The sequence below is a fragment of the Nitrosomonas communis genome (genome assembly GCF_001007935.1).
GTDB classification, from domain to species: domain Bacteria; phylum Pseudomonadota; class Gammaproteobacteria; order Burkholderiales; family Nitrosomonadaceae; genus Nitrosomonas; species Nitrosomonas communis.
Genome location: NZ_CP011451.1, coordinates 2,474,807 through 2,487,074, shown reverse-complemented (window position 1 = coordinate 2,487,074; position 12,268 = coordinate 2,474,807). Strand labels below are relative to the sequence as shown.

The 12,268-nt window shown below is 42.1% G+C and carries 13 protein-coding genes; 3 read left to right on the top strand and 10 right to left on the bottom strand.

What is annotated here, in order from left to right:
• Positions 1 to 156: 156 nt before the first annotated feature.
• The 6 genes from rbfA to AAW31_RS11270 form a co-directional block, all read right to left on the bottom strand.
• Entirely contained in the window at positions 157 to 510 is a 354-nt protein-coding gene (gene rbfA / locus AAW31_RS11290) for a 30S ribosome-binding factor RbfA (protein WP_046850299.1), read from the bottom strand.
• A 17-nt stretch (positions 511 to 527) separates the two neighbouring features.
• Positions 528 to 3,188, bottom strand: coding sequence for a translation initiation factor IF-2 (gene infB, locus AAW31_RS11285; protein ID WP_046850298.1), 2,661 nt, complete (start codon positions 3,186 to 3,188; stop codon positions 528 to 530).
• 124 nt (positions 3,189 to 3,312) lie between these two features.
• On the bottom strand, positions 3,313 to 4,785 hold the full coding sequence (gene nusA / locus AAW31_RS11280; RefSeq protein ID WP_046850297.1) for a transcription termination factor NusA: 1,473 nt from the start codon (positions 4,783 to 4,785) through the stop codon (positions 3,313 to 3,315).
• A gap of 32 nt (positions 4,786 to 4,817) precedes the next feature.
• The gene (gene rimP / locus AAW31_RS11275) at positions 4,818 to 5,249 is read right to left on the bottom strand and encodes a ribosome maturation factor RimP (RefSeq protein WP_046850296.1); all 432 of its coding nucleotides are present in this window, start codon (positions 5,247 to 5,249) and stop codon (positions 4,818 to 4,820) included.
• Between the two features lie 342 nt (positions 5,250 to 5,591).
• Positions 5,592 to 5,723, bottom strand: a complete 132-nt coding sequence (locus AAW31_RS23170; RefSeq protein ID WP_258920394.1) for a hypothetical protein — start codon at positions 5,721 to 5,723, stop codon at positions 5,592 to 5,594.
• Between the two features lie 1,606 nt (positions 5,724 to 7,329).
• Positions 7,330 to 7,773 carry a KGG domain-containing protein gene (locus AAW31_RS11270; protein ID WP_046850295.1) on the bottom strand — a complete coding sequence of 148 codons (444 nt, stop codon included), beginning with the start codon at positions 7,771 to 7,773 and terminating at the stop codon, positions 7,330 to 7,332.
• A gap of 296 nt (positions 7,774 to 8,069) precedes the next feature.
• Here AAW31_RS11270 and AAW31_RS11265 point away from each other — a divergent pair, with 296 nt between their 5' ends.
• Complete coding sequence (locus AAW31_RS11265) at positions 8,070 to 8,351, top strand: IS3 family transposase (RefSeq protein WP_036503716.1); 282 nt, start codon at positions 8,070 to 8,072, stop codon at positions 8,349 to 8,351.
• A gap of 20 nt (positions 8,352 to 8,371) precedes the next feature.
• Entirely contained in the window at positions 8,372 to 9,199 is an 828-nt protein-coding gene (locus tag AAW31_RS11260; protein WP_046850294.1) for an IS3 family transposase, read from the top strand.
• Positions 9,200 to 9,647: 448 nt separating this feature from the next.
• Here the strand turns inward: AAW31_RS11260 and AAW31_RS11255 are convergent, their stop codons facing one another.
• On the bottom strand, positions 9,648 to 10,355 hold the full coding sequence (locus AAW31_RS11255) for a class I SAM-dependent methyltransferase (RefSeq protein ID WP_046850293.1): 708 nt from the start codon (positions 10,353 to 10,355) through the stop codon (positions 9,648 to 9,650).
• The gene (locus AAW31_RS11250) at positions 10,345 to 10,905 is read right to left on the bottom strand and encodes a hypothetical protein (RefSeq protein ID WP_200899616.1); all 561 of its coding nucleotides are present in this window, start codon (positions 10,903 to 10,905) and stop codon (positions 10,345 to 10,347) included. The genes AAW31_RS11255 and AAW31_RS11250 overlap by 11 nt, the downstream gene beginning before the upstream one ends.
• A 110-nt stretch (positions 10,906 to 11,015) precedes the next feature.
• Here AAW31_RS11250 and AAW31_RS11245 point away from each other — a divergent pair, with 110 nt between their 5' ends.
• On the top strand, positions 11,016 to 11,213 hold the full coding sequence (locus AAW31_RS11245) for a hypothetical protein (RefSeq protein WP_046850291.1): 198 nt from the start codon (positions 11,016 to 11,018) through the stop codon (positions 11,211 to 11,213).
• 38 nt (positions 11,214 to 11,251) lie between these two features.
• Here the strand turns inward: AAW31_RS11245 and AAW31_RS11240 are convergent, their stop codons facing one another.
• Together AAW31_RS11240 and AAW31_RS20755 are read right to left on the bottom strand one after the other, a co-directional pair.
• Positions 11,252 to 11,968, bottom strand: coding sequence for a C40 family peptidase (locus AAW31_RS11240; protein ID WP_144412938.1), 717 nt, complete (start codon positions 11,966 to 11,968; stop codon positions 11,252 to 11,254).
• Positions 11,898 to 12,179 (bottom strand): hypothetical protein, encoded by a 282-nt coding sequence (locus tag AAW31_RS20755; RefSeq protein ID WP_144412937.1) that lies wholly within the window; start codon positions 12,177 to 12,179, stop codon positions 11,898 to 11,900. Before AAW31_RS20755 ends, AAW31_RS11240 begins: the two co-directional genes overlap by 71 nt.
• Between the last annotated feature and the right edge of the window lie 89 nt (positions 12,180 to 12,268).

Genomic DNA, 12,268 nt, shown 5'->3' with positions numbered 1-12,268 from the left:
AAAAAATTGTATAAGGTAAATAAGTTACAGCAATAGCTAATCTTATTTACCTACTTTTCTCAAAAGTAAATATTTTATAGTTAAATTTCTTATGTAATTTATTGAGTTAAAAAATAAATTGGACGGAGGCTATCATACCAAGTGAAAGAGTATTGGCTAGATTTTGCCTGTTGCTTTATCTATTAATTGTGAAAGATATAATCCACGTTCAACTGATTCATCATAAATAAAATGAAGCTGAGGAATTACTCTCAATCTAATTCTGCTTGATAATTGGCTACGCAGGAATCCACTGGCATGTTGTAAACCTTCCTCAATCGCAACCCTATCTTCTTTATTACCAAGACTTGTATAATAAATTTTGGCATGTGAGTAATCACGTGTTACCTCTACACCAGTAATAGTGATCCTTCCTACTCGTGGATCTTTAACTTCGGTTTCAATCAGTACAGCTAATTCACGCTGTATCTGATCAGCAACACGCTGTGTTCGAGAATAATCTTTAGGCATGACATTTATTTCTGGTGTTATAAAACACGTGCTGTTTCAATAACTTCATATATCTCTAGCTGGTCACCAACTTGGATATCATTAAAATTCTTAAGTGAAAGTCCGCATTCAAACCCTGCCTTTACCTCCTTCACATCTTCTTTAAAGCGCTTCAAAGAATCAAGACTACCACTATGAATTACCACACCATCACGCAAGACTCGCACAAGAGAGTCACGTTTTACTACACCATCCAAAACATAACAGCCAGCTACCGTACCTACCTTTGAAATACGGTATATCTCGCGGATATCAACCAAGCCAATAATGCTTTCTTTACGTTCTGGCATCATCATGCCAGAAAGCGCTTTTTTAATCTCATCAACAGCATCATAAATCACGTTATAATAGTGTACATCAATACCTGTTGAAGCAATTAACTTACGAGCACTTGCATCAGCACGAGTATTAAAACCAATTGCGACAGCTTTAGATGCAAGGGCTAAATTAATATCAGACTCAATAATTGCACCTACACCACTATGAATAATATTGATTTTCACTTCATCGGTGGTAAGCTTCTGCAAAGCATATGACAATGCTTCACACGAACCCTGCACATCTGCTTTAATAATAAGATTGAGTATTTTGGCCCCTTCTTTCTGACCAAAAACATCTTCCATCTTCGCAATTTGCCGTTTATCAAGCTTCACATCACGGAATTTACCTTGGCGAAACAATGCAATTTCGCGTGCTTTACGTTCATCTTCTAGCGCTATCACTGTTTCACCTGCTATCGGCACATCAGATAACCCTTGAATTTCTACTGGTATAGATGTTCCAGCTTCTTCAATTGGGCTACCTTTTTCATCCAGCATCGCCCGTACTCTTCCAAATACAGCACCAGCCAATAAAACATCACCACGTCTTAACGTACCAGATTGCACTAATATAGTAGCAACTGGGCCACGTCCTTTATCCAAGCGTGACTCGATGACTACTCCTTTTGCAGGCGCATTTCTGACTGCTTTAAGTTCTAAAACCTCTGCTTGCAATAAAATGCTTTCAAGAAGCTCATCAATGCCTTGCCCGGTTTTAGCTGAAACAGGTGCAAATATGGTTTCTCCTCCCCAATCTTCTGACACAACCCCTTGATTTGAGAGTTCTTGCTTAATACGTTCAAAATTTGCCTCAGGTTTATCTATTTTATTAACAGCGACCACAATAGGAATATTTGCTGCCTTAGCATGATGAATAGCTTCTATAGTTTGAGGCATTACGCCATCATCAGCTGCGACCACAAGAACTACAAGATCGGTAATTTTGGCGCCTCGTGCACGCATTGCAGTAAATGCTTCATGCCCCGGTGTATCAAGAAAAGTAATCATCCCATGGGAGGTTTCCACATGGTAGGCTCCGATATGCTGTGTAATTCCCCCAGCTTCACCACCTGCCACACGTGTTCTACGAATATAATCTAATAGTGAGGTTTTTCCGTGATCAACATGCCCCATTACCGTTACTACCGGTGCACGAGGCTCCATCTCCAGTTCGGACACGGGTGTTTTAATTTCTTCAAGAAAAGATTCCGGACTATCAGGTGCCGCATATTTTGCAATATGACCCATTTCTTCAACTACGATCATGGCCGTATCTTGATCCAGCATCTGATTGATTGTTACCATAGTACCCATTTTCATCAGCACTTTGATAACTTCAGCCGCTTTTACTGACATCTTTTGTGCAAGTGCAGCAACAGATATAGTTTCTGGTACCAAAATTTCATACACGACTGGCTCGGTAGGGGCAGAAAACCCGTGCTGTATTTGCGCCTCAATTAAATTTGATTTACCATGCTGCTTATCTTTGCGAACACGCCAACCTTGATTGCCAGATACATCACCGCGTATTTTAGCTTCGCGTTTTTTGCCAACCTCATCTTTCCATAACTCTTCTTGTTTAGCTGGTTTTTTCTTCTTCTCTGTTTTATCTTCAGCTTTAACAGCAGGTTTAGGCTGTGCACTTTCAGCTAGTTCCTGTTCAGCTTTAACAACAGGCTTGTGCTCGGCACTCTCAGCTAATTCCTGTTCTGACTGGGGTGCGGGTATTTGAGTTGGCACCTCTTCCGTGATAGATGGTGGAGTTGGCTCTTCTTTTTTTGGAATTAATTCTTCTTTTTTGGGTTCTTTTTTAACTTCAGCAATGATATTTCTTCTTTTTTCCTGCTTTTCTTTAAGCTCGGCTGCTTGACGGGCAATTAATTCAGCTTGTTTTAATGCTTCCTGCTCACGTAAGGCTTGTTCCGCTGCATCAATTATTGGTTTTCGGGTAGATGCTGATGGAATAACAGGGGCTGAAGTAGTCGCCGCTTCAAGTACTACCTCTTTTTCAACCTCTTGCTCAGTTGGCTTAGTGAGCACACGCTTTTTTCGGACTTTGACTTCAATAGTCCGAGCTTTACCAGTTCCATCCGACTGTCGTATTTCAGTAGTTTCCCTCCGAGTCAACGTGATCTTCTTCTTGGATTCAATCGAGCCGTGTACTCTACGAAGATAGTCAAGCAGCTGTGTTTTATCTTTTTCTGTCAAAATATCCCTTATCGATTGCTTCTTGACGCCTGCAGCCAGAAGCTGGTCAAGTAACGCTTCTGGCAACACATCCAGTTCATTGGCAAATTTTTCTACAGTCATTTGAGTCATCAGCAACCTTTTTACTCTAAATTCATTTCAAAAACGCAAATCTTATTTTGGTTTTAATCTTATGTTATTGGTATTGACAGTTAAAATTTCAAGCTCAAAGCAAAACGATCGATATAAATATATTCTAATTAAACCACGGTTCTCGCGCTTTTATAATAAGCATATTAGCACGTTCAATATCGATCCCTGTCATTTCGACTAAATCATCTGCGGCAAGATCAGCAAGCTCCTCTTGAGTGTTAATACCTTTGGCAGCTAACTCACGAACTAGTTGCATATCCATGCCTTCCAGTGAAAGTAGTCCTCCAGATATGTGTTCAAATTTTCCTTCGCTAGCAATCGCATCAGTTAAAAGAGTATTACGTGCCTGATTGCGTAGTTTATTAATCGTTTCTTCATCAAGCGCTTCTATTTCAAGCATTTCATTAAGCGGGATGTAAGCAATTTCTTCTAGTGTAGAAAAGCCTTCCTCTACCAGAATATCCGCTACTTCTTCATCAACACCAAGTTTTTCCATGAACAGCTTACATATCCTAGAGGTTTCTTCTTCATTCTTTTTCTGTGATTCCTCTACTGTCATGATATTGAGATTCCAACCCGTTAATTCTGACGCGAGGCGTACATTTTGCCCCCCGCGGCCGATTGCTTGCGCGAGATTTTCTTCATCGACAATAATATCCATACTATGTTTATCTTCATCGACCATAATGCTGCTGATCTCGGCAGGTGCAAGCGCATTAACGACAAAAGTAGCCGGATTTTCCGACCATAATATAATATCAATTCGCTCCCCCGCCAACTCGCTTATCACAGCCTGCACTCTAGAACCTCGCATACCCACGCAAGTTCCAATTGGATCAATGCGTGGATCAGTTGATTTAACGGCTATTTTAGCGCGTGAGCCAGGATCTCTTGCTGCCATTTTAATTTCTAATAATCCTTCTTCAATTTCAGGTACTTCTAATTGAAATAATTTAATCAAGAATTCAGGAGAAGTACGTGATAAAACTAATTGAGGCCCTTTTGTTAAGCGATCAACTCTAAGCAAATATGCGCGAACGCGGTCTCCAACCCTCAAATTCTCTTTGGGAACCATTTGATCACGAGGAAGAATAGCCTCAATTCTTCCTGATTCCACAATAGCATTGCCACGCTCCATGCGCTTAATAGTGCCGGCAATCAAATACTCTTTACGTTCAAGAAAATCATTCAGATTCTGTTCTCGTTCTGCGTCACGAATTCTCTGAAAGATGACTTGTTTAGCTGCTTGAGCACCAATACGATCAAATTCTATTGCCTTTAAAGGTTCTTCGATGTGGTCCCCTAATTTAATATCAGCATCATACTGTAATGCTTCGCTTAAAGAAATTTGCCGTGCAGGGTTCTCTACAGCATCATCAGCAACCACTAGTTTGTTACGAAAACACCGATAATTTCCAGTTTCCCGCTCAATGACAACTTGCACATCCATATCTTCATGAAAATGTTTCTTTGTGGCGGACGCAAGCGCCATTTCTAAGGCAGTAAAAACGATTGCTTTATCAACATTTTTTTCATGTGCCAAGGCATCTACTAATAGCAAAATCTCGCGGCTCATATTCCTCCAGCCAATTTTTTATGCATCTATAGTTATAGTTCCGGAACCAACCGAGCTTTTTCTAAATTATCTAATTTAATATGTAGCAATCTTCCTTCAACTTCTAACCCTAATATTCCATCATTGACTTCTCGTATATTTCCAGTAAAGTTTTTTTGACCTTGTAGCGCTATTCGCAATTTAATTTTTATTAACTTCCCAGAAAAGCGGATAAAATCATTTTCCTTTGTCAGAGGTCTGTCTAGACCCGGAGAAGATATCTCAAGTCGATTGTAATCTATCCCTTCCACTGCTAATAATTTATTAAGATGGTTACTAATAGCGACACAATCGTCAATAGAAATACCACCATCCTCTTTATCTACAAATATTCTTAACAATCTACCAGATGCTGATTGCTCCACATCTATCAATTCATAACCCATTCCCGCTAAAATCGGATCTAGTAATTCATATAAGGTCATAGCTTAGCCACAAATAAAAAATGGGCTGAATAAGCCCACCAGACATTATGGTTATTATAACAATATTCAATTGCTAACAAAACAGAATTTTATTTTATGATAATAATTCCAATAAGTTACTGTTAACCCGATGCGCCTTACCCTTTTATTGTTAATATCAATATTTAGTGGGGATAGCAATCTATCGCTCAAAGTGGATTAAAATATGTGTAGATACCAATTTGTGCATAATAATTTCGCCAATAAAGTATACAAAGATATGTAATGTATCTCGTCCTTTTGGATTGATGTAGAACCGATGAGCGTGAAACCAGCGTATCGTGGATGACTAGATTGAATGGCTCACCAGCAAGCATTACTGATCGCCTCAAACAAGGCGCGCCAGCCATAGCCTTCACACACTGCTGCGTTCCAGGATTTGGAAATAGATTGTCTGGCGATGACCCGGACAAGGGTATTGATCGCACGTGTCATCCAGCCTTCAGGAGAAATTAGGCAGCCACACAGCAGATCGATGAGTCACTGCCTTACTTACGCCAAAAAAATCTTGTTTGCAGGTCGGTGATCGCGCAAATTAAAGGTAGCGGCGACTCAAAATTGATTATTATGTAAAAAATAATGGATAGAGCTAAGCAGATCGTTTACCGTCGCACCTTTGTCATAAAGTTGATAGATGCACATCTTGTTTTTTATGATGCCTCTTCTGAGGCGGTTAATGAGTATTAGAGGTGTCTCGCAAATGGCTGCTAAGAAATTACTATTAATAAGAAATTATGATCGATACTGATCTATGTGGAAATTAGAAGAGGTAAGCAGATTAACGTAGCTAGAAGTCGTGTCATACCACCATCGACTTCTAGCCAATATAACGCGTTCAATTAGACCTTTCTTGACCTTTATACTAATCAACAAATGCGCCAAGAGATGATTAGGAAAAATAGAGTATTTTCCCAAACGCGATTAATTAGTATTTGCCGCCCGCTCCAGTAAACCATACGATTAGCCCTACAATTATGAGACCAATGGTTGCACCTGCAACTACTTTAAACAAACCAGCCTCATCTACTCTTCTATTTTCTTCCATATCTTCTTTCTCCTTTTGAAAATTACTCTTTGTTCTTGAAAACCCTAAACTAGGTAGGGTTGCGAAGATTCTACGCATATTTCTTTAGAATGGCAATATTGAAAATGTATAACGTGGGAACGGAATAGATAATATCATTCTTCCACTTTTATGTAAGACATATTGAAATTCATGCGCGGAGTAATTCCATTTCCAAATCAAAAATGACGCGAAGACGAACCGCAGACAGTATCAATCATACGGCAAGGTGAAACCGACAAAGTCAGTTTCGATTTACTATGAAAGAACATAGATAAAAGACAAAATACCCCACCCCATAAAAAGATATGGGCAAGGAAAGATGATTAAAACAAGTACTGCATCATTACGGTGGTACTGCATCATTACGGTGCACATTTACTGTCAAGCGACCAAATTGCCTGCAATCCTGTGATGGAAAACGGCCTTTTCCTAGGTTGCTCTATGGCAACAATTTCGGGTGCGAGTTGGTCTCTTTAAAATGAAACAAGGATGCGAGCAAGCGACATACGCCATTCATGATAGAAAATCTGACAGAATGGCGCACGTACAACTTGCTGTGTGAAAGCACGAAGTGCATGTACCCCAACGGGAAAAAGTTGATGCGGGTATTTTCCTGGACGCGCTACTTCAGAATTTCAATGTAAGACGGTGTGTAAGACGGTGAAGGCACACAAGAGCAACTAGAAATTAACCTTAGGTGCGATATAGACTGTGAATACGTCAACGAACGAAAAGATTTTTGGTCGGAGCTACCCATCTTAAAGACCATGAACATATTCCTCATCTTGGTGATGAAAAAGAAGCGCAACGACAAGCCAAATAAATCCAGACTCTTTGCCTCATTATGCAACAGCAAACCAACCGATTTAATCTAGAAAAAAATCATTAATTGGGCAAATACCGATCAAGTAAATAACCAATACGCTGGCACAAAGACAACGAGCAAACGAATCTGCTCGTTGTTATCATTACTGATTAGCGATTTTTATGGCTTTGCCTGCCTGCTTCCGCATGCTGCTCAGATGTGCCGCCACGAGTAGAGGAAGATGATTTATCTTCATCCTCGGAGTCGCCTTTACCACGTGAATGTCCACCTTTGCGGCCTGCTTCACGCGCTTCTTCCGAGCTAAATTCATGGGCTGTACCTTTTTCATGAGCTGCATGGCCTCCTTTCCTGCCTGCTTCGCGCGCCTCTTCAGAAGTAAACTCATGAGCTGTACCCTTTTCATGAGCCGCATGACCTCCTTTCCTACCCGCTTCGCGTGCTTCCTCCGAAGTAAACTCATGCGCAGTACCCTTCTCGTGAGCTGCATGACCGCCCTTGCTCGCAATTTCACGTTGCTTTTCTTCGTCCATGGAAGCAAAACCACGCTGGCTGGTACCCTTATTGTCCTCATCCTTTCCTTTATTTGAAGGCATAATACCCTCCTATTCGGTAAGTTCAAAAATCCCCCATGATGCGCTTGGGTTCTTTCTCTCCGCTTTGATAACACGAAGAACGATTTTATCGTACTCTTCGAATCTGGTTTTATCTGTGCGCAAGCACACATAAGCCTAAAATTAAAGCTTGAATACAGGATGAGTTATTATCAAGGAAGCAAAAAAGCACTTATTGCCATTCGAGAATAGTCTGCCGCAGTGCATCAAGTGAAGTGGTACCCAAAAACTGTACAGGTTGTTAAGCTCTGGCAGAATTAAAAAGGCGCTTAATAACAATGAGTAAAAAGCGCATACAATATTCGAGCGAATTCAAAGCAAAACTAGCGCTGGCAGCGATACGTGGTGATGAAACTGTCCCCCAATTAGCAGCGCGTTATAATGTACATCCCACGCAGATCAATAGCTGGAAACGGCAACTCATTGAGCAAGCTGCCGAGCTGTTTTGTAAAAATAATACTGCCGCCAATAAGGAGCAGCCTACAACAGATGACCTGCACCGGGTTATTGGTCAATTGGCGGTAGAACGCGATTTTTTAGCAAGAAAGCTCAATCATTAAGTCTTGTAGAACGCAAAGAGATGATTGAGCCCCATGGCAAACTTAGTCAAACTCGTCAATGTCAGCTGCTGGATCTGGCGCGCTCAATTTATTATTATCAACCGCAACCAATCAGTAATGCTGATCTGGTTCTGCTGCGCATGATGGATGAACAGTACTTAAAGACGCCACAATATGGCTCACGCAGTTATGCTACCTGGTTTCAGCGCCAGGGAATCATGTTAGGGCGCAAGAAAGCCTCTTCCTTAATGAAGACACTCGGTATTGTCAGCATAGCTCCAAAACCCAGGACCAGCATCTCAAGCAAACAGCATAAGGTCTATCCTTATCTGCTTAGAGAACTTGTCATTAATAAACCCAATCAGGTTTGGGCTGCCGACATAACCTATGTCCCCATGGAGAAAGGCTTTGGCTATCTGGTTGCCATCATCGACTGGCATTCGCGTAAGGTGTTGAGCTGGCGCTTGTCCAATACCTTGGATACTGACTTTTGTACTCAGGCGCTGGAGGCAGCCATCCAGGATTATGGCTGTCCACAGATCATGAATACCGACCAGGGCGTACAGTTTACCAGCGAAGCATTTACCTCCATACTAAAAGATCATCATATTCAGATCAGCATGGATGGCAAGGGGTGCTACTATGACAACATTTTTGTTGAACGACTTTGGCGGACAGTTAAGTATGAGCTTTTATATACCAGAGAATTCAATAATCTGAAGGAGATAAAGCAGAATTTATCCACATGGTTTGAATGGTACAATCAAGAACGATTTCATCAAAGCCTTGACCGTCTTACGCCTGATGAAATCTACTATAGTGATCCAAGAATTGATCGGGTTGCCTGAACCTGTTTAACTATACATATCAGAGCTGAACTTTCTTTCAGGTTGTCCAGTTACGGGGGTAGATATACCCAGGAGCAGGTGTGCCAGGAAAAAATGTCATAACTTTGATGGCATGAAAATTGCTTGTAACTGGATCAGCTATTGGGAAGCTTCACATGACAGAATGATAGGTTGAATCGCTCTGATAAAATCGGCGTGACGGTAGGAAGCAAAAACCAGCCAAACCCTAAACTACGGTGAAGGGCAGGATACCAGCAATACAGCCAATCATAGCAGGTGCGCTTCTATCATATTAACCGCCGCTTCCCACTTAGAGTGGAATCGTCGCCTTGCGACTCAAACCAGATGGTGAGATGATGAATATTTGTTTTTAGAAATAAAGATAACTCTAGCGGAAATGGGCGGCAACGGAGCGCAGCTTAGTTGATGCCCCATTGATCACATTGTGTTAGAGCTTTCTGCAAACGAAGACACAATATCTTGGGCTTTCCCACAGTTCGCCATATTTTCTCTGCGTTTTCTCTGGTGGATATATTTCATCAAATCCGTCAAGCGCGAACCCAGCATCTACAAGCGCATTAATGTAGTCAGACAATGGCCTATGATGGTAAGGAACACCAGAGATCAAATTATCAGGATCCCTAGTGATGCTAAACGAAACTACCTTCATCATGCGCTTCATGTAGTTGTATTCTTCACCAAAAAACTTTTTATAGGAATTGTAGAAGCATGGATGAGGAATTGAGAAAATAAAATGTGCTTCTTGTGAGAGATGGATAGCTATGGAGTTGAAGAAGCCTGGCATATCTTCAACAACGTGAGCCACCATGTGAGAAAATGCCACATCAAAAGTTTCAGATAGGGGCAGTGTGAAAGATGAGCAATTTTTAAGGATAACATTCTCGCCGCTTAGGACCTCTTGGGCAATCCTGAACATTCCTTCGGAGGGTTCAATTGTGGTGAGAGAAAATCCGTGACCTGAGATTGCCTTCGATAGGTGCCCAGTTCCTGCTCCTACCTCGATAACTCTCTTGGGTTTAAGGGCGCATATTCGCTGGATAAATAAGGGCTTGAAAACCTCGTTAAAGGTGATGTCGGCGCCAGACTCAATTTGAGTTTGTCTGAGGCCTGCCGAAGTGCACCATCTATGCGGCACGGGACAGCTCTTTAGATTTTCGTATTATGTCCTTTGCCATAGCAATAATCTGTGGTCCTGAATTATTGTCAAATATTGTGATTTCATGTTCTGGATGGCTACCTCTAGCAATCGCCAGTTTCTCGGCCCCGCTTCGGCTGCCATCCACAAGAGTAAATCTTGCGTCTGGCGGTACTTTTTCTTTGGTGACATAGAAAATAACGCCAGCATCTACAAGCGGTTTCTTTATATCATCAGCCACTTCGGATGGCGTTATGATTTCTAACGATGTCCCATCCTTAGCCATTTGAATAATGGCATCCTTAATTGGTGCAGACTTTCTTAGCCAAGCAAGGCGATTGCTAACAATCGTTACAGAGCTTCCAGATTTAATAAATCTTTTCATGAACTCAAGAGTCTCACCTTCCTCCTTGTTAATCTCTACCTCTGGAAGGTATTTCAGTCCTTTTTTAACAAATAGTATTACAACGCCGATGACCTCAAATATTACAGCGCTTATAAGTCCCCCCAAATAAGGCAGATCCTTAATTTGCGCATCATTCGTCCACAAATATATAAGAGCACCCAAGACTATAAAGGCGGTAGCCGCGGAGATTGCTAAGAATATGTATATTGCGTGCTTCAGTACATTCTGCATATGCCCTCGTTAGTGGAAGTTCTATGCCGTTCATAACCGGCGACAGCGAAGCAGGTATCCGGTACCGAAGGCGCGTAGCTCATGATTTTGTAGTGTATTTATGTAAAGACAAACTTGGACTTGACCGTTTCCACAGTCTTATTCTCATGGGCAGCAATGATACCCTCATGAATAAAGAATTTGTAGAACTCAATGTCATTTTTATGCATGATTTGTGCTGAGCGTTGGACTAACGCTCAGGCCTTACTGGAATCTGTTGTTATGTCTTGTTTTCAAATATTTCATCCAACCGCGGCGCTGCGGAATACTCATCGTCTTCGGGAATAATGTACCCAGAGTACGGAATCAGATACCCGCAAAAGATGCCAAAGGTGAAGTCATCTGCGAGGTCGCTAGGCGAGAGCGTAGATGGCTCATAAACTACGGCGGCGCTTGGCTCGATTATTCCGACGGCCACGTGTGCTGCTGCCACTAGCTCAGAACAAAAGTATGATTTGCAATCCACTGCAGGGTCAACGGGAGTTTGCTCGAAGAACTCGCGCAGCTTGTCCATTAAATTTTCTTCATGCGCCTTTTTTCTTTCCTCGAAAGTCCGCATGCCGTCGCAATTGAAGCCGGCTTTCCGTGAAATGGCGGCGTCTATGAAGGACTGCAGCTTATTTACTCGACGTGGCGACCAGCAATCGGGCTGACGCAGGACAGCGATATGATCGTATTCATTGAGGAGCTTCTCTATTTCTATTTCTTTGACCCGATGACCACTTGCTTCCGCCGCATATCCTTGCCTGACACAAATCGCAGCATGTACATACTTTGATCCGGTGACTTCTGTAACAGACGCTCCACTGTAGTCACTACGGCAAAGCAACACATCGCCCGGCATGACGTCAGCAACGTTCAAGGTTTTAGGCAAGATAACTTCCTCTGGTTTGCATGAAAGACATAACGACAAAGCTGTGCGGCGCAAACGAGGCATAGCCTAGTTTGTGTCCGAACGAGTGAGGCGCAATCACGCTAGAACTCGTCAACCGTGTCGCGTCGTGGTGGCGGAACAAATATATCGAAGATAAGCGTGCTGCCATCACGACGACCGGATACTGAGCGTTGATCTGAGTCTGCATAGTTAGCGTCATCGCACCCGTAATACGCGGAGAACTCAACGTTATACTCGATATGCACGGAGTCATCTGTCAGCTCAAACTCCGTTATCTGTACGTCATCGACTTGTGCGCGATCATCAGGAAGCTCAAGGTCAAGCGCGGAGTAGAGGTCCTCC

Excerpts from the sequence above, each read along its gene's own strand:
- rbfA (WP_046850299.1), bottom strand. The coding sequence starts at position 510 with ATGCCTAAAGATTATTCTCGAACACAGCGTGTTGCTGATCAGATACAG.
- infB (WP_046850298.1), bottom strand. The coding sequence starts at position 3,188 with ATGACTCAAATGACTGTAGAAAAATTTGCCAATGAACTGGATGTGTTG.
- nusA (WP_046850297.1), bottom strand. The coding sequence starts at position 4,785 with ATGAGCCGCGAGATTTTGCTATTAGTAGATGCCTTGGCACATGAAAAA.
- rimP (WP_046850296.1), bottom strand. The coding sequence starts at position 5,249 with ATGACCTTATATGAATTACTAGATCCGATTTTAGCGGGAATGGGTTAT.
- AAW31_RS23170 (WP_258920394.1), bottom strand. The coding sequence starts at position 5,723 with ATGACACGTGCGATCAATACCCTTGTCCGGGTCATCGCCAGACAATCT.
- AAW31_RS11270 (WP_046850295.1), bottom strand. The coding sequence starts at position 7,773 with ATGCCTTCAAATAAAGGAAAGGATGAGGACAATAAGGGTACCAGCCAG.
- AAW31_RS11265 (WP_036503716.1), top strand. The coding sequence starts at position 8,070 with ATGAGTAAAAAGCGCATACAATATTCGAGCGAATTCAAAGCAAAACTA.
- AAW31_RS11260 (WP_046850294.1), top strand. The coding sequence starts at position 8,372 with ATGATTGAGCCCCATGGCAAACTTAGTCAAACTCGTCAATGTCAGCTG.
- AAW31_RS11245 (WP_046850291.1), top strand. The coding sequence starts at position 11,016 with ATGCCGTTCATAACCGGCGACAGCGAAGCAGGTATCCGGTACCGAAGG.
- AAW31_RS11240 (WP_144412938.1), bottom strand. The coding sequence starts at position 11,968 with ATGCCTCGTTTGCGCCGCACAGCTTTGTCGTTATGTCTTTCATGCAAA.
- AAW31_RS20755 (WP_144412937.1), bottom strand. The coding sequence starts at position 12,179 with ATGACTCCGTGCATATCGAGTATAACGTTGAGTTCTCCGCGTATTACG.